We start from the raw sequence: 19,282 nt of genomic DNA on the forward strand, positions 1-19,282 counted from the left end.
GATCGCCTCAATTCTTGCAGGTCGGCGGCTGGCACATGATCTTGCTCAGCGCCTGGTAGAAGACGTCCGAGATCTTCCTCGGATCGGGAGTGGTGAACGATTCCCCGCCGGTGGCGGTGGAAACCTGCCGCAGTTCGGACGCGTCGATATCCGGCCCGATACCGATCCCGATGACCGGCAACGGTTTCCGCGGATCCTGCAGCTTGCCCAGTTCCTCCAGCAACCGGGGCAGCCCGATCGTCTCGCTGTCCTCGTTGCGCCCGTCGGTGAGCACGACGACGAGGTTGATCCGGCCGGGTTTCCAGTTCTGCCTGGCGTTCTGATACGCGGCGAGGATCGAATCGTAGAGCCCGGTCGCGCCACCGGCTTTCGGCCGCACGGCTTGGAGTTGTGCGACACCACCCGAGGCCTTCTGCTCGGCGATCGTCTTCATCGGCAACAGGACACGGTGGTCCTTGTCACCGTCCAATTTGGTCGAGAACAGCCACAAACCCAGTTCTGTCGTGGGTTTGAACAGGCCGAGCCCCTGCGTCGCGGCCTGCAGGGTGAGGTCCATCCGGCTCTTCCCCGTGCCCGGCACGGCGGCGGCCATCGAACCGGAGACGTCGAGCAGCACCTGGACCCGGGCGCTCAGATTCGTCCCCGCCCAGGCCTGCAGGACGGCGTACAGCTCCGCGACCGGCGGGGCTCCCGGTGGGAGCGGTGCCGGATCGGTCCGGCTGTCCCGCGCCCGCGGCACGGCGAACTGACCGTTGGGCGCCCGGAATCCCGCGTCGGCGAAGATACCGCCGGCGAGCGGGTCGAGCAGCAGCCGCAGGAAGCGTTCCGCCGCGGTCCTCGACGCTTCGGACGCCTTGGGCAGCACGACATACGGGTAGTCGAACCCCTGCACCGGGACTCCCGGGTACGCCGCCACCAGGTTCCGCGCGAGGACGGATTGTTCGGTCGTGGGAAAGGCGGCCGGGAACCGGTCCGGCGCCGGGTTCAGTTTCCGCATGGTGGCGGTGAACGCGGCGGCCGGGTCGGGCTCCTTCTCGGTCAGCTTCCGCAGCGCGAGCAACGTGCCGACGCCGAGCGGATCGCGCGCCGGATCCGGGATGCCGATCGGTGCGCCGTCGAGGATCTCCTGCCACGAGGGGGTTTTCCCCGGCCAGCCGAACCGCCGCGCGGTTTCGTCGGGAAGTCCCAGCACCACCGGGGAATTCGCCACCGACTGACCGGATTCCGGCAGGTTCCACGCGCCGGCGTCCCTGGCCTGCGACAACATCGTGCTCGACTCGGGAATCCAGACGTCGGGCCCGCCGGAGGCGGTGGTGCCGAGCAGATCGGCGGTCTTGGCCGACTCGCTCGCGGTCACGTTGACACTGAAGCATTCTTCCTGCGGCACGGTCTTCGCGAGCCGCGTGAGCACCGGCGCCACGTCGGGCGCCGCGGTGATCTCGACCGGCGTCAGCGCGTCACATCCGTTGCCCGCCAACCGGGCCCGCAGGTAGTCGACGCCCCACCAGGCGCCGAGCGCGATCACCAGCAACAGGCTCAAGACGACGACGGGCGCGTTGAAACGCCCGGCACGCCTCGGGCCGTCCTGCATGTGCGTGCCTCCGAGGTGCGGGGTGAGGACCTGGGATGTTGCCCAATCCGCCCGCGAACGTCAACCCTCGGGTAACTTAGCGCCTCCCGTTGCGGCAAACGGCCTAGCCGAAATACCGTCCAGCGCCGATGTGGGCGCCGACGGACTGCCACCAGCCCGCGTCGCCGGTCGAGTCGATGCCGTCCGCGATCACCGTCACGCCCGCCATGTTCGCGGTGTCGATGAGGTTCCGCAGCGTGCGTTCCGCGAGTGGTTCCGTCCGCCGCTCCACCAGCCGGGGAGCGATCCGGACCGTCCGCACGGGCACGTCGACCAGGCAGACGACGTCGCCGCCCGCGCCGAAGCCCTGCAGTTCCGCGTCCACGCCAATCTCGGCGAGGAGGTGCAGATTGTCGACCGTCTCGCCCACATCCGAGAGCACGGCCTCGGTGGGAAAGCCCAGCCGGAGCCGTGACGGCCCGAGGCCGGTCGCGGCCAGGATGGTCCGCACCGACCCGACGAGATCAGGATCGGCGGCCTGATGCGGGGTCAGCCCCACGACCATCGGGAGCCTGTCGTCCGATTCCTCGCAGGCGGTGCGGATGAGCCATTCGCCGAGCGGCACGATCAGGCCGGTCTCGTCGGCGAAGCGGACGCAGGTGTCGTGCCCGATCCGGCCGTGACGCGGATGGTTCCACGCGAGCCTCGCCTCGATACCCGCCGGCCTGCTGTCCGCGAGCCACGTCAGCGGCCGGAAGCCGACCTCGATCTCACCGGTCTCCCAGGCGCCCGCCATGGAGACGGCGAGGCCGAACTCATGCCGCTCCCGGCTGTCGAGCACCGAATCGGACAGCGCCCATTGCCGGTAGCCGTTGGCCTGCGCCCGCCGCAGCGTCATGTCCGACACGCGCAGCAGTTCGTTCGGCGCGATGTCCCTCGGCGGCCGGTGCACGACGCCGACACAGGCCGAAACCGCGACGCCGCTTCCGCTCTCGAGGTAGACCGGTTCGGACAGCTCCTGGTTGATCATGCCGATGACGGTGGCGACGTCCGGGCTGGTCGCGGTGTTCTGGATGAGGATGCCGAATTCGTCGCCGCCGATCCTGGCGACGAGCGCGTCCTCGCCGCCGACGACGGCCCGCAGCTTCGCGGCGACGTTCTTCAGCAGGTCGTCGCTCTGTTTCTGGCCGAGCCCGCCCGCGATCAGCGAGAACCCGTCCAGATCGAGGTGGTACACCGTGACGCCGAAGGACGGGTCGGCGTGCCGCAACGCCTTCTCCAGGCGGGTGCCGAAGCACTGCCGGTTCGGCAGTCCGGTGAGCGGATCGTGCAGCGCCTGGCGGCTGAGCTGCCGCTGTAGCAACGAGACGTCCGTGTCGCCGTCGACCAGGGTGATCAGCTGCTGGGCCTCACCGGCCGGGTCGCGGATGACGGCGCCGGTGAACGCGGCCCACGGCGGTTCCTCGTCCTCGGTCACGAGTCTTCGCGACATCTCCAGCCGCTGGCTCTCGCCTTCGAGCAGCTTCCGGTAGCCCTCACGCAGGCCGTCGGCGTCGTCCGGGTGCACGAGGTCGTAGAGGTTGAGCCCGCTCAGATCCGCGACGGGCCGGTTCAGCATTTCGGCGAACGCCGGGTTCACCCGCTGGACGCGGCCGTCGACCCTGGTGACGGCCACGCCGGTCGCGGAGCCGGTGAACAGCTGCTCGAAACGCGCCTGGGTCAGCACCAGCTCACGCCGCGTCTCGCGTTCGAGCGTGACCAACGTGCGGCTCAGATCCTCTTGCTGCGTCTGGATGCTCTCGCGCAACGCCTCGCCGTAGCCGGACGCGAGCGCGCCGAGCACCTGCAACACCCGTTCGGGGAGCGACTTCACGCCCCGCAACTCCGGTTCGTGCAACAGCCCCTTGCCGAGTACGTCCATCGTGCGACGCAGGCTGTCCGGCCCGACGCACCTGAGCGCGACGAGCCGCGCGCCGGCCTCGGTGGCCTGCGCGGGCTCGGCGTCGCCGCTCAGCACCGCGTCGAAGACCTCGTCCAGCAGAGCGGCGAAATGCTCTTCGATCTGGGCGTGGGTATACGGAAGGTACGCCGTACCGGTGACCAGGTAGGCCCACTTGCGGGCCAGCGTGGCGCGGGTCGGCGCGGCGTTCTTCCGCTTCGGTGCCGCGGAGGATGAAGTTGGCTTCGGGGCGTCCGGCGATACGGGGAACTCATCGCCGTCCGGAAGTGGGGCAGTCACGTCCGCCGGTCCTGGGGTCGCTTTCGTATTCCGTGGTGGAGGAACATCCTCCACGATTCTGAAGCCGTACTGACGGTTTGACGGTCACCCAATCGGGTGGTGACCCTACGGTACTGCAACACCGACCTTTTCCCTCAGCCAATCGCGGGTGGCGTCCCGATACTGGGACGCGTTGCGATGTAACGCCAGCGAATGTCCGGCACCGGACAGAACATACGTGGAAAGCTCGGCCTCGGGCCGGTAGAACGGCGCTTCCGCCGGACGCAGCGACTCGGCGCTCGAACAGTCGCGTAGCGAGAAAAGGCCGCAGAACAGGATGTCCTCCGACCCGACGGCCTGGAGAACGGGAACCCGGATCGCTTTCGTCGCGGGCAACACGATGCCGAACACGGCGACCGTCCCCATTCCCGGGACCGAAACCTGATCCTTGGTCGCCTCGTCCGCCTCGACGACCTGGGGGTCGGTATTTTCCATCGCGTAGAACAGTCCGGCACGCGCTCCCGGTTTCGTCGTGAAATAGAGCGGATCGCTGCCCAGCGAACCGAGTCGTCCATCGGTGAACGCGGGCTGAAGGCCGAAAAGCACCCCGAACGTCAGAGCGGGAACCGACGGCAGATGCGTCATTCCGGTGAGGATCACGCCGTCGACGTCCTGATACGTCGAGGCCTCGGCCGCGACGATCCCCGAACCGACCGAATGCCCGACGATGACGACCTTCTCGAACGGCGTGCCGCCGACCCGTCCCGCGCGGAGGTGACCGACCACCTCGTGCATCGACCGCGCCAGCACCGGCAGCAGGAGCGGAAGGCTCAACGGTTTGCTGCTCCCGCCCGAACCGAGCTGGTCCGCGGCGAACGTCGCGTAGCCGTGTTTGGCCATGTCCCGCTGGTAGGAATAGCGATCCGGGTCGTAGGGCAGGTCCCAGTAGGCGCTGTTGTAGGTGCCGCCGTGCACCAGCAACTGGACAGCTTCGGGCGCCGGCCCCTCGGGCAGGCAGAACCGGCCGTGCACCGTGGCGGGTTCGCCGAGCGGGCCGGTGACCGGCAGATCCAGATCGGAACAGCGGACGTCGACGGCCTCGGCCGGGGCCGCGACCAGGAAACCGCCGAGGAGCACGCAGCAGGTGGCCACCGCCGTGGCCAGTTTGAGCGGCATTCTCACAGAACCCTCTCCGGAATCGGGACGCTCGGAAGGAGCATGAACCCTACACCTGGTGATCGAACGTTCACCGTCAGCCTCGGGTTCGCGGACGCGCGATCATCGGCAACCGGTTCGGCTGCATCGTCGCTTTGATCTTGGGGAACACCTTCACCCCCGGCACCGGTTCCAGCCGCCATCGCGCGCCGATCGTCGCCGCCACCAACGCGATCTCCGTGGGAGCGAACTGATGTCCGGGGCACAGCCGGGCACCGGCACCGAACGGGATGAACGCGCCCTTCGGCACCTCGGCGGCACGCTCGGGTTCCCAGCGATCCGGGTCGAACCGTTCGGGATCGGGGAACCAGCGCGGATCGCGATGCACCGTGTGCTGACTGACCGCGACCTCGGTACCGGCGGGGATGCGCACGCCGCCGAGTTCGACGTCCTCCCGCGCCCGCCGCATCAGGATCACCGGCGGCGTCCGGCGGACGACCTCGTTGATGATCCGCTGCGTGTAGACCAGCCGCGGCAGGTGTTCGAACCGCGCGGGCCCGCCCGCCAGCACCTCGTCGACCTCGGCGTGGAAGCGGCGCTCGATATCCGGCCTCGCCCCGATCTCGTGGAAGAACCACGCGAGCGCGACGGCCGTGGTCTCGGCGCCGGTGGTGAGGATCGTGATGACCTCGTCCTCCACCTGCCGGTCGGTCATCTTCTCGCCGGTCTCGTCGTCCTCGGCCAGCAACAGCATCGACAGCAGATCGCCCTGATCGCCGCCCTTCTCGCGCGCTTCGATGACGGCGTCGCCGATGACCCGCCGCAGCCGTGCGGCCGCCGCGTCGAACTCGCGGTTCGCCGGGATCGGCAGGCGTTCCACGAACTTCGGCGAGAACGCCCGGACCATCACGTACTTCAACATGATCGGGATCGACCGCTGGATCTCGATGAGCGCGTCGTCGCCGAGTTCGGTGGAGAACAGCGTGCGCCCGGAGATGGTCAGCGCGAGATCCTGCATACGCCGGTCGAATTCGACGACCTCGCCCGGTTTCCACGAGTCGGCAAGGTCTACGGCGAGCTTCGTCATCGTCGTCTCGGCGTAGAGCGCGATCCGGCTCCGTTGGAATGCGGGCAGCATCATCCGTCGTTGCCGCTGGTTGAAGGCACCGTTGGAAGTCGCGAGGCCGTCGCCGAACAACGGCCGCATCTTGTCGAACACGATGCCTTTGTCGAACTTCCCCGCGTCGACGGCGAGCAACCGCCACGCCAGCTCCGGCGTCGTGACCAGATAGACCGGCATCGGACCGAAGTCGAGCCGCACGACGTCGCCGTGCGAACTCAGCGAGGACAACAGTTTGAGCGGGTCTCGGAGCATCGGCACGGTATGCCCCAGTACCGGCCACCGGCCCGGTGCGACGGCGACGTCCGGAGGTGCTGCCATCGTGCTCGTCTCCCGGTGCCTGGACGGTGAACCCGGCCACCTTAGGGCCGCGAGGCCGCGGCGAGGCTTCCGCCGCCGCACATCCACACGATCGGACGATGGCAGCCCGGTCCCGCCAGACCGCTAGACTCCTGTGCCCCCACGGATCCCAACCGAACGGCGGCGACGACGGTGACTTCGAACCTGAGCTGGGTGCCTCCCGAGGTCGACACGACCGTGCCGAATCCCGCCCGGGTCTACGACTACTGGCTCAACGGCGACCACAACTTCCAGGCCGACCGTGAGCTGGGCGAACAGATCCTCAAGATCATGCCGGGTATCCGCGACGCGGCCCGGCTCAACCGCGCCTTCCTGCGGCGTGCCGCGCTGCACATGGTGGAGGCGGGGGTGCGGCAGTTCCTCGACATCGGCTCCGGTATCCCGACCGTCGGCAATCTCCACGAGATCGTCCAGGGGATCGACCCGTCCTGCCGGGTGGTCTACGTCGACCGTGAGTCGGTCGCCGTGGCACACGCCAAACTGCTGCTGCGCGGCAACGACCGGTGCGCGGCGATCCAGGCCGATCTCCGCGACGCCAACGACATCCTCGACGCGCCCGAGACCAGGGAACTGCTCGACCTCGACCAGCCGATCGGCCTGTTCATGTTGCTGCTGCTGCATTTCGTGCCGGATTCGTGGGAGCCGCACGCCATCCTGGCCCGTTATCGGGAGCGGATGGCCTCAGGCAGCTTCCTGGCGATCTCGCACGTCGCCGCCGACGCGAACTCGAGCGGCCTCGACGAGGCCATCGAGGCGTACAAGAGCACCCAGAACGACCCCATCCCGCGGACCCACGACCAGGTGCTTTCGTTCTTCGAGGGGTTCGACGTCATCGAGCCCGGCGTCGTCGGCTGCGCGATGTGGAATCCCCAGGGCGCCGGTGACATGTCCGAAGACCCTGAGATCAACTCGCTGCCGTACGCCGGGGTCGGCCGGAAACCCTGAGCCCAGGATGTCAGGAAAGGGTCGTTCAGGACATATTTCGTCCTGAACGACCCTTTCCTGACGTTTCCCCTCGCCTCCCCCGGCTCAGGGCAGCACGTCGGTCACGGTGTCCTTGATGACCTGCCACTTACCGTGCTCGCGCACCAGCGTCAGGCTGATCGTGTAGTGCCGGTTGATGTTCTGCGACGGCACCTTGTAGTACGCGTCGAGGATCGCGTAGCCCATCTTGCAGTCCTCGACGACGGTGTGGGTCACCGTCCACGGCATGCTCCACTCGTACGGGAGCTTGAACTGCACGTCGACCACCGGCTCCACGTTGGCCTCGTAGCCGATGAACAGCTGCCCCTTGCGCCCGACGGTCACCATGTTCTGGTGGATGATCGCCCGGTAGCGGGCCTCGTCGCGTTTGTTGTAGCTGTCCATGTCCTCCCAGACCGCGCGGTCGAACGAGCGCTGGCACGCCTGCCGCTCCGACTCGGCCTGCTGCTCTCCCGCCGCCGCTGCGGGCACACCGATTCCCGCCGCGGCCACGACCAGCCCGGCCAACGCCGCGTAATAGCGCTTGCGCATGGGATTCTCCTCATCACGTCCCGTAATCCGTCCAAGAGAAGGCTCGCCGGACGGCGCATCACAGCTGCATCACTTCCGCACCGGCCCGGGCGCGTGGCCGGTTAACCTCGCGGAAGGGGGTGCGATGGAGTTCCGGATCTTGGGGCCGGTGCAATGCCGGAACGGGGCACGGCCGGTGAAACTGGCCGGCCCGCGGCAGGAGCGGATCCTCGCCGCGCTGCTGCTCGGCGCCGATCGCGTCGTCTCGGTCTCGCGGCTGGTGGACGTCGTCTGGGACGAGGATCCGCCCGCCACCGCCACCCGCCAGATCCGCAACCTCACCACCGCGTTGAAGCGCACGCTCGTCGCAGAGGGTGCCGCCGACGACGTCCTGACCGCCGAAGGGCCCGGCTTCGTCCTGCGTCCGAGCTCCTTCGATCTGCGCTCGTTCGAGGAGCACATCTCGCGCGGAGAGTTCCGTGAAGCTCTCGCGTGCTGGAGCGGACCGGCTCTGTCCGGTGTGGACAGTGCCGCTTTGCGAGGCGAAGCCGAGGAACTCGACGAGCGTCGTCTGTCCGTTGTGGAACGTTGCCTCGACGAAGAGATCTCCGCCGGGGAAGACTCCGTCGCGGAGCTGACGGCCTTGGTCGCCGAACACCCGCTCCGGGAACCGTTCGCCGGCTTGCTCATGCGCGCGCTGCACCAGCAGGGCCGACAGGCCGACGCGCTGAACGTCTACCGGCAGGCGCGAACGCGACTGGTGGAGGAGCTCGGGATCGATCCGGGCCCGAAGCTGCGCGAGCTCTACGAACGGATCCTGCGCGACGAGCCGGAATACGGCAAGACCCGCTGCTTCCTCCCCTACGACGTCCCGGATTTCACCGGACGCGAGGCCGAGATCCGCCGTCTGCTCGACGCCGTCCGGCTCGGCCGCCCGGTCGTCGTCGACGGGATGGCCGGTGTCGGCAAGACGTCGCTCGCCGTCCACGCCGCGCATCGGCTCGCCGCCGATTTCCCCGACGGGCAGCTGTTCGTGGATCTGCACGGCCACTCCCCCGCCCGCGAACCGCTTCCGCCCGAGGCCGCGCTCGAAGCCCTGCTCGGGCAGCTGGACGTCCCGGCTTCGCGGCTTCCCGGCGGTGTCGACCGGCGGGCCGAGCTGTGGCGGACCAGGACGGCGGGCCGGTCGCTGCTCGTGGTGCTCGACAACGCCGCGAGCGCGGAACAGCTGCGACCGCTGGTGCCGGGTTCGGCGACGGTCGCCCTGCTGGTCACCGGGAGGCGCCGCCTCGCCGCGGTCGACGGCGCCGCGTCGATCAGCCTCGAAGTGCTGCCGGACGAGGAGGCGGGTGCCCTGTTCGCGGCGGCGTCCGGGCGACCGGACACGGGGGTGGCCGCGTTGTGCGGCAACCTTCCGCTGGCGATCCGCATCGCCGCCGCCCGGTTACAGAATCGTCCACAATGGACCGTGCAGACGTTGGCCGAGCGGCTGGGCTCCGAACACGACCGGCTGGCCGAACTGAAGGTCGCCGGACGCGACGTGGCCGCGGCCTTCGCACTGTCCTATCGGGAACTCGATACCGCGCAACAGCGCATGTTCCGTTTGCTGGGGCGCAATCCCGGTGCCGACATCGGAGTGCCCGCAGCCGCCGCGTTGGCCGGCATCGGGGAGCGCGAGGCCGAACACCTGCTGGAGGACCTGCTCGACGCCCACCTGGTCAGGCAGCCGGCACTGGGCCGCTACGCGTTCCACGACCTGATCGCCGAGCACGCCCGCAACGCCGCCCGCGACGAGGAATCCGGCCCTGCCGTGCGCCGGCTCCTCGATCACTACCGCGACGGAGGCGGCCCCGACTGGTACCGGACGGAACGGGCGAACCTCGTCGCGGTGACCCGGCACGCGCTCGACACCGGTCTGGACGAGTACGCCTGGCGGATCGCCGTGGACACCGCGGACCACCTCCGGGAAAGTGGGCATCTCGACGAACTGCTCGCCGTGGCACGGACGGGGATCACCGCCGCCCGCCGGATCGGTGACCCGCGAGCGATCCAGCTGAGCCTGGCGAGCCTCACCCTGGCGTTCTGGGAGAACGGGCGGCTCACCGAGGGAATGGACTGCGCGCTAGAACGGCTGGACGTGGTCCGCGCGTCCGGCGATCGCGAGGCCGAGGCGATCGCGCTGTCCAGGGCGGGCGCGCTGCACGGCATGCTCGGCCGCTACCCCGAGGCGATCCGGTTCTACCGGGACGGCCTGGCCGTCGTCGGCGAGACCGGCGCCGCCACGCTGTGGACCAATCTCAGCAACGCCCAGGAAGTCCTCGGCAGGCTGGATGACGCGCTGGCCTCCGCCCGGCGGGCGGTGGACCTGCGCGAAGACGAGCGCGGCGTGATCCTGAGTTCGGCCCAGCTCGGCCTCGTCCTGTCCCGGCTCGGCCGTTTCGGCGAGGCCTTCGAGGTCATCGAACGATCGATCACCGCCTCGCGGGATCTCGGCTACCTGTTCGGCGAGGCGTGGAGCCGGATCGACCTCGCCGACGCCCTGTTGCTCGCCGATCGCCCTGGCGACGCGCGCGACCAGGCCGAACGCGCGTGCGTGATCCTCACGCGGCTCAATCATCCGTTGCTGCTGGCGATGGCGGCCAACAGCCTGGGCACCGCCTGCCTCGCGCTCGGCGAGACGGAGACGGGCCTCAGGCGGCATCGGCTCGCGCTCGAAACGGCGAAGCGGATCGGCTACCGGTTGCAGGAAGCCCGCGCGCTGGCCGGATTGGGGCAGGCCGCAGCCGCGCGGGAGCACTACGCCGCGATGGGCCTGCCCACGGAACCCACCAGCAGGGAGACCACGGCGAGCGCCGCCGCACTCCACAGCAACAGCACGACACCCGCGCCCTCGACGACCAAGCCGCCGACGAAAGCGCCGAGGGCTATCGAACCGGTGAACACGCCGACGTAGAGACCGGTGACGTGCTCGACGCGATCCGGCGCGAGGGCGGTCATCCACAGTTGCCCGCCGACCGACAGTCCGCCGTAGGCCATCCCCCACAGGGCGATCGCGACCCCGGCGACGAGCGCGGAGGCACCGAAAAGTGCCAGAAGACCGAGCGCGACGGCGATTCCGGCCGCCAGCAGCAGCACGGTCGCCCGCGGCTTGCGCCCGGCCGCGGCTCCGGCCACGAAGTTGCCGATCAGCCCGAAGACGCCGTAGACGAGCAACAGCGACGCGATCACGCCCGCCGGCATCCGCGGCAGTTCTTCGAGGACCGGACGCACGTAGGTGTACGCGGCGAAATGCGCGGTCACCAGCAGAACCACCACGGCGAGACCGGTGACCACGGTGGGGCGCAACAACGAGCGGCGCTGTCCGGCTCCGGTTTCTTCGACGACCGCGGGACGGCGAAGCTCGGGCAAGGCCAGCAGTAAGGCGGGAACGAGCAGCGACGCGCACACCGCGAGCGACCAGAAGGCCGTTCGCCAGCCGAAAGCGTTGCCCACGAACGTGCCCAACGGCACTCCGAGCACCGAGGCGGCGGCGACGCCTCCGACGGTGAACGAAACCGCGAGCGCGCTGTCGCGAGCCGCGACCAGCCTGATGGCCACGGCCGAAGCCATTCCCCAAACGGCGCCCATGCCGACACCGAGCACGATCCGCGCGACCATGAGCAGCCCGAAATCGACGGCGATCGCGGTCAGCCCGTTGCCGACGGCCAGTACCGCCACGGCCGCGGCCAGCACCCTGCGACGGTCGAGATCCCCGAGCAGCCGCGGCACCACGGGAGCGGTGACCGCCGAAACCAGACCCGTGACGGTCAGGCTGAGCCCGGTCGCCCCCGCGGAGATGCCGAGACCGTCCGCCATCGGGGTGAGCATCCCGACCGGCAGCATCTCGGCGGTCACCACCAGGAACGTGCTCAGCGTCAGCACGCCGACGGCGGCCCATCGCGACAGGACCGGATGCGGGTGAGAGACAGAGGAACTCATGCCGTCCAGCCCATCACCGCGCGGCACCCGCGAACAACGACGTCTTCCTCATCGATCGATGAGGAAAGCTCATCGATCCGGTGTTATCTTCCGAGGATGCACCAGGCGCATCTGCAGCAGATCGAATGCCTGCTCACGCTGGCGGAGGAGCTGCATTTCGGGCGTACGGCGGAACGGCTCGGCTACTCGCAATCGCGAGTGAGCCAGCTCATCGCCACGTTGGAGACGAAGGTCGGCGCGCGGCTGGTCGAGCGCACCAGCCGCAAGGTCGGGCTCACCCGCGCCGGCGCGCAGTTCGTCAAAGAGATCCGGCCCGCCTATCGCACGCTGCTCCGCACCTTCGAACGCGCGCGTGAACGGGCGATGCGCGGCGCCGTCGAAGAACTGCGGGTCGGCTTCACCGGCATGGTCTACGAGGAGGTCACTTCGATCTTCCGCGCGCTACGCGAGCGGCACGGCGTGGCCGTGCACACCCACGACGTCCCGCTCGGCTCACCGTTCACCGCCGTACTGGACGGCGAGATCGACGCCGTCATCGCCGAACTCCCGGTCCACGAAAGCGAGCTCACGGTCGGCTTCCGGTTCCCGCCGCAAGACCAGTACGTGATGGTCGGAGCCGACCACCCCGTCGCGGAGCGCGAGTCGATCGATGCGGAAGATCTCGCGAAACTCGACCTGCTCCACCGTGCCGGTGACGGCCCCGGCTACTGGAAGGCCGCGCGCACTCCGCCCGCCACTCCGTCGGGCACGCCGATTCCTTCGACGGCGGGGATCACCACCGTCCAGCAGGGCATGGCGCTGGCGGCGTCCGGGACGCACGCGATGCTGGTGTGCCGTCCGTTGACGGAACAGCACACCCGCACCGATCTGCGTTATGTCCCGGTTCGCGGTCTGGAAGAGTCCAGCCAGCTCGGTCTCGTCTGGCGGACCGGCCACGTCAGCCCCTCGCTGACCGCGCTGGCCGAACTGCTCGAACAGGCCGAGCCCGTCAGCCGAGAAACCCGGTGAGCAGCTCGCGCAAGGTGTCCGGGTGGTGCAGGACGCCGTGGTCCTGACCTGCGACGGTGGCGTAGCGCGCGCCGGGGACCGTGTCGGCGACCGCGCGGGTGCCCGCCCGCATCCAGGCGTCGCTCTCCCCGCCGTCGATGACCAGCGTAGGCACCGAGATCTTGGCCAGCCGGTCCGCGGGCAGCACGTTTCCGGGACCGCAGAGCGCGAGGTCGTAGGGCAGCGTGTGGGCGAGACCGGTGAACCACGCCCAGAACGGGTCGTCCCGCATGCCCTTGACGACCTCTTCCGGCGTCGCCGTCCCCTCGACCAGGAACAGCTCCGCCGCGCCGTCGCGGTCGCCGTCGGCGATCAGGGCACGGACCCGGTCGAAGAGGTCGGCCGCGGGCCTCTCCCGGCTGTCGTCGACGACGTACGGCGGCTCGTACACGGCGAGTTTGGTCATGGCGACGCCTCTGGCGGCCGCCTCCAGCCCCAGGACCGCACCCGACGAATGCCCGAACACGGCCGCCGAACCACCCACGTGCTCGATCAGCGCGGCGAGATCCTCGACCTCGCGCTCCACCGAATAAACCGCGCCGGCACCGCTGTCGCCCCGGCCACGCCGGTCATAGGCGATCACGGTGTGCTCCGGCGCCAACGTCGCGGCCAGGCCGGCGACGGTCGTCCGGTCGTTGAACGCGCCGCCGACCAGGATCACCGGCGTGCCCTCCCCGGTGCGGTCGAAGGCGATCGGGGTGCCGTCGGCCGAAGTCACGGTCTCGAACGAGGTGGTCATCAGGTCCTCCGCAGGGTCGCTTCACTCTAGCTTCGGCACTGGGTCGGAGCCGACGACCACCGCTCGACATCACTTCCGGAGATTTCCGAAGAATTCGCGGAGTTCGGCCACCACGTCGCCCGGCACGGCCATCGCGACCATGTGGCTGGGGCTGTCGTGATCGGCCCAGCGCACGACGTCGTTCTTGCGGGAGGCGATCGTGCGCAACGCGGACGGCCCGCCGTGGGAGACGCCGGTCGGCACCACCGTCTGGTCCATCGGCATCGCGGCCTGCCCCTCGTAGTACGGCCACAGCGAGGTGCCGCCGGTCCCGGTCAGCCAGTACAGCGTCGCGTTGGTGAGGAGCAGGTCGCGGTCGATCGGCTCGGCGGGCGCCGCGCCGCCGGGCCAGCCGTCGAACTCCTTGAACCGTTCCACCAGGTACGCCAGCTGCGCGACCGGCGAATCGAGGAAGCCGAAACTCAGCGTCTGCGGCCTGTTCGTCAGGTACGGCGCGTATCCGCTGCCGCCGGCGAAACGCTCCATCAGGCCTGCCAGCTCGGCCTGTTCCCGTTCGGTGAGCCCCTCGAAATCGGCCGGATCGCCCATCGGCACACCGAGCCCGGACGTGATGTGCGAGCCGATGACGTGCTCGCGCGCGTGGGCCGCGAGACAGGGCGTCACCAGCGCGCCGGCGTCGTTCCCGTGGGCGCCATAACGTTCGTAACCGAGGCGGCTCATCAGCTCGGCCCAGGTCCGCGCCACCCGCGCGATGTCCCACGGACGTTCGTCGGCCGGCTCCGGGAACGGCGAGAAACCGAAGCCCGGCAAGGACGGCGCGACGACGTGGAAGGCGCGCGAGGGGTCGAGACCGTGGGCTCGCGGGTCGGCGAGCGGGCCGATCACGTTCAGGAACTCGGCGATCGAATTGGGCCAGCTGTGCGTCATGATCAGCGGGATCGCGTCCGGTTCCGGCGACCGGACGTGCAGGAAGTGCACGCGCTGGCCGTCGATCTCGGTGACGTACTGCGGGAATTCGTTGAGCTGCTTCTCCCACGCGCGCCAGTCGTAGCCGTCTCGCCAGTATTCGGCCAGATCCTTGAGGTACGCGACCGGGACGCCCCGGCTCCACTCGGCACCGGGCAGCGCCGACGGCCAGCGGGTGCGGGCCAGCCGGTCGGTCAGGTCGTCCAGATCGGACTGCGGGATGTCGATGCGGAACTGCTCGATGTCGGTCATGAGGTGACCGTAAGGGCCATACAGGCCAGATCCTGACCTAAATCTCCCTTCGCATTTAGTCGACTAAACGCAAGCATGTTCGCGTCCGTCCGTGAAGGCCTCCTTCCCTACCCTGAAAGTAGCGAAGGGGCCCTTCACGACGAGGCCGCCGCCGTCCCTGGCGTGCTCCTCGTCAAGACTTGTCGCGAAAGCCACTTTCGCGACATCTGGTGTCCCGAAAGTGGCTTTCGCGACCCAACCCCTGGCGATCGCGGAGGGGCGAAGGGAGCTTTCCCTGCATCCGATGCGACGAAAGTCCCCTTCGCAACACTGTCTTTGGCCCACCGTGGCGATCGCCGCATTCGTCCGTGAAGGCCTCCTTGAGGGACCCAGAGTCCCTCAAGGAGGCCTTCACGGACCGGCCGACTCCTCGCATTTAGTCGACTAAACGCATCCGCATCCGTCCGTCTCCACGCATTTAGTCGGCTAAATGCGGACGGTCTGTGTGGCGCCGAAGGTGTCTTTCACCGGCACCTCGAAGGTCTTCCGCCGCACGGTCACGCGCACGACTTCCTGCCGCTGCGTCGGATCCGAAACCGCCAGCTGCCAACCGTTCCCGGTCCGGCCGAGCGCCACCGACGCCGGACCGGACACCGACACCTCGTCGACCGAGCCGGCGGCGAAGAAGTTCGCCAGCAGGGTCGCGTCCCACAGCCGGACCGCCTGCACGGTCGCGGTGTTGGACCGCACGCGCCACGACCAGGCCGAAGCGATCGTCTGCACCACAGAGGCGGTCGGCAGGACGGCGTACGCGTAGGTCGCGTTCGAGGGCTTCTCGCCGTGCTCGATGACCAGCTTCTGGTAGCGCCGCGTGTACGGCACCGTGGTGCCCTTGGTGTTGGCGCCCTTGTCGATGTCGCGCCAGGTCCCCGTCCGGTCCTCGCGCAGCGCGGTGACCTCGGCGTCGTCGAGCAGGACGTAGCCGCCGACCCGTTCGAGATGCAGCCATCGCTTGCGCCGCAAAGACTCCGAGCCCCCGACGAGGTGCCCGTCGGCCAGCAGGACACCGGTGCCGTTCTCGCCGAGGTTGCGGTTCTCGATCGTGGTCCGGATCCGCTCGCCGGAGGTGTCGGTGATCCCGGCACCGAGGCACACCACACCCGATGGCGTGTAGAACCACGACTTCTTCGCGGTCAGCGTGCCGTCCTGCGAGACGAAGTCGAGGGCGTGCGCGCCGTGCCGCGCGTCCCAGCGGACACCACCACAGTGGTCCTTGCCGGTCAGCGGCACCGACTCCAGTTTGGGGGTCGGACCGCTCTTGGTGGTCGTACCCGGCAGCAGCTGCGGATCGACCGTCGGCCAGTAGGCGTCGGTGAAGTGCCCCTTCGCCTTGGGCAGGAACAGGTACAGCGAGCCGTCACCGACGTACCAGCCGTGCAGGTTCATCGAGTTGATCGACTCGTACCGCGAGATCCGCGTCGAGGCGACGCCGAGCGAGGCCGACCAGCCTTCGGTGATGTGCACCATCCGGTCCTGCTGGCCGAACACGCGATGCGTCGCGACCGTCGGCGTCGCCCGCACCTTGGTCGCCAGCAGCTCCTGCGCGAACTCGATGCCGGGGATGCCGACGAGGTCCGGCCCCGGCGCGAACCGCTCGGGGTCGGGGATCTTGAGATACGGCGCGAAGGTGTCCTCGGTGATCCACTTCGCGGTGAGACCGCCGAGCTCCTCCTTGCGCTTCCCGCTCGCCGACCGGGCCAGCAGGACCACCGCGCCGGTGAGCTGGTGCCCGATGTCGTGCGCGGATTCCCCTTGCCGGGAAAGGAACCGGCCGCGGACCGACTCCATCAGCGCCCCCGCGTACACGAATGGCGCGAACGTGTCGGCGACCAGCGCGTACGCCGCGTCGCGGACGTCGGCGGGCAGTTCGAACTCCGTGCCCTTGGTGACGTGGATGGCGGACGCGACCGCGGTGAGCAGGATGATCCCGTAGTGCCCGGGATAAGGCACCGAATCGTGTTGCAGGAACGAACCGTCGGTGTGGAAACCGTCGCCGCCGGAGCGGTGGAGCTTGGCGATGACACTCGCCGCTCCCCCGCCTTCGACATCGGTGAACGCGCCGACACCGCGCTTGATCCGCTCGGCGTCGCCCAGCATCGCGCCGGAGACGATGGAGATCGTCGACTTGTCCGCGCGGTTGGCGCCGGTTTCGACGACACTCGGGTTGTTGGTGCGGCGGTTCGGGTCGCCGGAGAACTTCAGCACCGGCTTCAGATACTTGGCGAGCTCGTCCTGGGTGAGCTCGTCGGCGACCGTGGCGAGGATGTGCAGCAGGTAGAGCGGGATGCCGATCTCGTAGGTGTACCAGTTGCCGATCTCGGCGGTCTTCTCGCTGTACTGATCGCTGGTGTACAACAGTTCCAGCGCGCCCTTGATCCGGGCGAGCACGGCGGGGTCACCCGCGAGCGCGCCGCCGGGAGTGCCCCAGTTGACCACGATCGCGCGGAGCCGTGCGTACATCGATGTCGTGAAGTCGCTGCCGGGGCCGAGCGGGAGGTCTTTCCACAGTGGACCGTCGCCGACCGTCATGCTGTCGTGGTAGGCCTTCGCGACCCTGTCGAGGTTCGCCAGCGCGGCCGTGCGTTCCGCCGACGGCCGGTTGATACCGGTCTGCAGTTCGCGATAGCCGGTCACGATGGACGACGAGCCCGAAGCGACGGGCTGCGCGGACGAAGTGCCCGCGAGTGCCGAGGTGAGCGCCACCGAAGCGGCCGCTGCCGCGCCTCCCCGCAAGGCCGTCCTCCTGTCGAAGTTACCGAATCCGGGCATGACAGTGCCTCCCAAAGGGTCGTAAGACGGCGATCAAGGGCGGCGGCGGGTGCTGCGGCTCGTGAGTGGCAAGGACGGTTCTAGCCGTCCTTGCCACTCACGAGGTTTACTGGCGCTTCCCGTCGGTCCTGCGGGGCAGGTCCCACGGGTTGTTCTCCTGCAACGGTTCCGGCAGCAGCGCGTCGGGGAAGCCCTGCCAGGCGATCGGTCGCAGGAACCGCTCGATCGCGGCGGTGCCGACCGAGGTACTGGTCGGCGCGGTGGTCGCCGGGTAGGGACCACCGTGTTCCTGTGCCCAGGTGACGGTGACGCCGGTCGGCCAGTCGTTCCACAGCAGACGGCCAGCGACCCTGGTCAGCGACGGGAGGACCGGGCGGATCCAGTCCACATCGGACTCTTCACCCTGGATGGTCGCGGTGAGCCCCGGTTCCATCACCCCCAGCAGGCTGATCAGCTCGGCCTGGTCGGTGTAGGTGACGATCAGCGACGCCGGTCCGAAGCACTCCTCGCGAACCGTGTCGGCGTCGGCTAGGAACGCCTTGGCGGTGGTGGCGAGCAATGTCGCGCCGTGCGAGATCCCTTCCGCGCCACCGGATTCCGACAGCACCTCGACGCCGTCGACGTCGCTGAGCTTCGCCAGTCCGTCGGCGAAGCCCGCCGCGATACGCTCGTTGAGCATCGGCTGCGCCGGGATAGCCGCGACCGCCTCGCGCAGCGTGTCCTCGAGGCCATGACCCTCGGGCAGGAACAGCAGGCCGGGCTTGGTGCAGAACTGCCCGGCACCGAGGGTGAACGAACCCGCGTAACCCTTGGCGATCGCCTCACCGCGCGCGTCGATCGCGCCCTGGGTGACGACGACCGGGTTGACGCTGCCGAGTTCGCCGTAGAACGGGATCGGCGACGGCCGCGAGGTCGCGATGTCGAACAGCGCGCGCCCGCCCGGCACGGAACCGGTGAACGACGCCGCCTGGATCCGCGGGTCCTTCAGCGCCGTGACGCCGTTCTGCTGGCCGTAGATGACCGCGAAGATGCCTTCCGGCGCACCGGCCCCGACCAGCGCGTCGCGCAGGACCTCGCCGGTGCGGGCGGACAGCTCCGGGTGCCCGGAGTGCGCCTTGAGCACGACCGGGCAGCCCGCGGCCAGCGCCGACGCGGTGTCGCCGCCCGCGACGCTGAACGCGAACGGGAAGTTGCTGGCAGCGAACACCAGCACCGGCCCGATCGGGGTGAGCAGACGGCGGATGTCCGGCCGCGGCCCCATCGGCCACGCGGCGTCCGCGTGGTCCACGGTGGCACCGAGGAACTCGCCGTCCGCCAGCACCTCGCCGAACAGGCGAAGCTGGAACGTCGTACGCTTCAGCTCGCCCTGCAGCCGCGGGGAGGCCGGGAGGTGCGTCTCCTGGTTGGCCAGCGCGATCAGCTCTTCGGCCGCCGCGTCGAGGGCGTCCGCGGCCGCGTTCAGCCATCCGGCGCGCTGGGCTGGGGTCGCGGCCGCCGTCGTGCCTGCCGCATCGGCGGCGGCCGCGAGGATCTGTTCGAGCGTGGCGGGATCCGTTGCCTGGCTCATTTTCTTGC

The 19,282-nt window shown here is 69.2% G+C and carries 12 protein-coding genes and 1 pseudogene; 3 read left to right on the plus strand and 10 right to left on the minus strand.

All coding sequences use genetic code 11. The annotated features are described in order from the left end of the window. Positions 1-7: 7 nt before the first annotated feature. The 4 genes from AB8M46_RS24190 to AB8M46_RS24205 form a co-directional block, all read right to left on the minus strand. On the minus strand, positions 8-1,591 hold the full coding sequence (locus AB8M46_RS24190) for a substrate-binding and VWA domain-containing protein (protein ID WP_394361675.1): 1,584 nt from the start codon (positions 1,589-1,591) through the stop codon (positions 8-10). 103 nt (positions 1,592-1,694) lie between these two features. Next, positions 1,695-3,809, minus strand: coding sequence for a putative bifunctional diguanylate cyclase/phosphodiesterase (locus tag AB8M46_RS24195; RefSeq protein ID WP_394361676.1), 2,115 nt, complete (start codon positions 3,807-3,809; stop codon positions 1,695-1,697). Between the two features lie 105 nt (positions 3,810-3,914). Beyond that, complete coding sequence (locus AB8M46_RS24200) at positions 3,915-4,964, minus strand: alpha/beta hydrolase (RefSeq protein ID WP_394361677.1); 1,050 nt, start codon at positions 4,962-4,964, stop codon at positions 3,915-3,917. Between the two features lie 76 nt (positions 4,965-5,040). Beyond that, positions 5,041-6,384 carry a cytochrome P450 gene (locus AB8M46_RS24205; RefSeq protein ID WP_394361678.1) on the minus strand — a complete coding sequence of 448 codons (1,344 nt, stop codon included), beginning with the start codon at positions 6,382-6,384 and terminating at the stop codon, positions 5,041-5,043. Positions 6,385-6,555: 171 nt separating this feature from the next. Between AB8M46_RS24205 and AB8M46_RS24210 the strand changes: the two genes are divergently transcribed. After that, a complete protein-coding gene (locus AB8M46_RS24210; protein WP_037348237.1) occupies positions 6,556-7,368 on the plus strand; it encodes an SAM-dependent methyltransferase in 813 nt (270 codons plus the stop codon). Positions 7,369-7,452: 84 nt separating this feature from the next. Here the strand turns inward: AB8M46_RS24210 and AB8M46_RS24215 are convergent, their stop codons facing one another. After that, a complete protein-coding gene (locus AB8M46_RS24215) occupies positions 7,453-7,938 on the minus strand; it encodes a hypothetical protein (protein WP_394361679.1) in 486 nt (161 codons plus the stop codon). A 124-nt stretch (positions 7,939-8,062) separates the two neighbouring features. Between AB8M46_RS24215 and AB8M46_RS24220 the strand changes: the two genes are divergently transcribed. After that, positions 8,063-10,870 carry a BTAD domain-containing putative transcriptional regulator gene (locus AB8M46_RS24220; RefSeq protein ID WP_394361680.1) on the plus strand — a complete coding sequence of 936 codons (2,808 nt, stop codon included), beginning with the start codon at positions 8,063-8,065 and terminating at the stop codon, positions 10,868-10,870. A gap of 20 nt (positions 10,871-10,890) precedes the next feature. Here AB8M46_RS24220 and AB8M46_RS24225 read toward each other — a convergent pair. Continuing rightward, positions 10,891-11,895: pseudogene (locus tag AB8M46_RS24225) on the minus strand (MFS transporter); the annotation flags it as partial. Positions 11,896-11,991: 96 nt separating this feature from the next. Between AB8M46_RS24225 and AB8M46_RS24230 the strand changes: the two are divergent. Continuing rightward, positions 11,992-12,903 carry a LysR family transcriptional regulator gene (locus AB8M46_RS24230; protein WP_394361681.1) on the plus strand — a complete coding sequence of 304 codons (912 nt, stop codon included), beginning with the start codon at positions 11,992-11,994 and terminating at the stop codon, positions 12,901-12,903. On the opposite strand, the gene AB8M46_RS24235 is transcribed toward AB8M46_RS24230, so the two are convergent. The 4 genes from AB8M46_RS24235 to AB8M46_RS24250 form a co-directional block, all read right to left on the minus strand. Next, a complete protein-coding gene (locus AB8M46_RS24235) occupies positions 12,884-13,681 on the minus strand; it encodes an alpha/beta fold hydrolase (protein WP_394361682.1) in 798 nt (265 codons plus the stop codon). The two genes, AB8M46_RS24230 and AB8M46_RS24235, sit on opposite strands and share 20 nt — an antisense overlap. A 69-nt stretch (positions 13,682-13,750) precedes the next feature. Then, positions 13,751-14,899 carry an epoxide hydrolase family protein gene (locus AB8M46_RS24240; RefSeq protein ID WP_394361683.1) on the minus strand — a complete coding sequence of 383 codons (1,149 nt, stop codon included), beginning with the start codon at positions 14,897-14,899 and terminating at the stop codon, positions 13,751-13,753. A gap of 465 nt (positions 14,900-15,364) precedes the next feature. Continuing rightward, positions 15,365-17,707 (minus strand): polysaccharide lyase 8 family protein, encoded by a 2,343-nt coding sequence (locus AB8M46_RS24245; RefSeq protein WP_394361684.1) that lies wholly within the window; start codon positions 17,705-17,707, stop codon positions 15,365-15,367. 106 nt (positions 17,708-17,813) lie between these two features. Next, complete coding sequence (locus AB8M46_RS24250) at positions 17,814-19,274, minus strand: aldehyde dehydrogenase (NADP(+)) (RefSeq protein WP_394361685.1); 1,461 nt, start codon at positions 19,272-19,274, stop codon at positions 17,814-17,816. Positions 19,275-19,282 lie beyond the last annotated feature (8 nt).

Source organism: Amycolatopsis sp. SB7-3, from assembly GCF_041021335.1.
Taxonomy (GTDB): Bacteria; Actinomycetota; Actinomycetes; order Mycobacteriales; family Pseudonocardiaceae; genus Amycolatopsis; species Amycolatopsis japonica.

Excerpts from the sequence above, each read along its gene's own strand:
- AB8M46_RS24230 (WP_394361681.1), top strand. The coding sequence starts at position 11,992 with ATGCACCAGGCGCATCTGCAGCAGATCGAATGCCTGCTCACGCTGGCG.
- AB8M46_RS24220 (WP_394361680.1), top strand. The coding sequence starts at position 8,063 with ATGGAGTTCCGGATCTTGGGGCCGGTGCAATGCCGGAACGGGGCACGG.
- AB8M46_RS24190 (WP_394361675.1), bottom strand. The coding sequence starts at position 1,591 with ATGCAGGACGGCCCGAGGCGTGCCGGGCGTTTCAACGCGCCCGTCGTC.
- AB8M46_RS24240 (WP_394361683.1), bottom strand. The coding sequence starts at position 14,899 with ATGACCGACATCGAGCAGTTCCGCATCGACATCCCGCAGTCCGATCTG.
- AB8M46_RS24245 (WP_394361684.1), bottom strand. The coding sequence starts at position 17,707 with ATGCCCGGATTCGGTAACTTCGACAGGAGGACGGCCTTGCGGGGAGGC.
- AB8M46_RS24250 (WP_394361685.1), bottom strand. The coding sequence starts at position 19,274 with ATGAGCCAGGCAACGGATCCCGCCACGCTCGAACAGATCCTCGCGGCC.
- AB8M46_RS24205 (WP_394361678.1), bottom strand. The coding sequence starts at position 6,384 with ATGGCAGCACCTCCGGACGTCGCCGTCGCACCGGGCCGGTGGCCGGTA.
- AB8M46_RS24215 (WP_394361679.1), bottom strand. The coding sequence starts at position 7,938 with ATGCGCAAGCGCTATTACGCGGCGTTGGCCGGGCTGGTCGTGGCCGCG.
- AB8M46_RS24235 (WP_394361682.1), bottom strand. The coding sequence starts at position 13,681 with ATGACCACCTCGTTCGAGACCGTGACTTCGGCCGACGGCACCCCGATC.
- AB8M46_RS24200 (WP_394361677.1), bottom strand. The coding sequence starts at position 4,964 with ATGCCGCTCAAACTGGCCACGGCGGTGGCCACCTGCTGCGTGCTCCTC.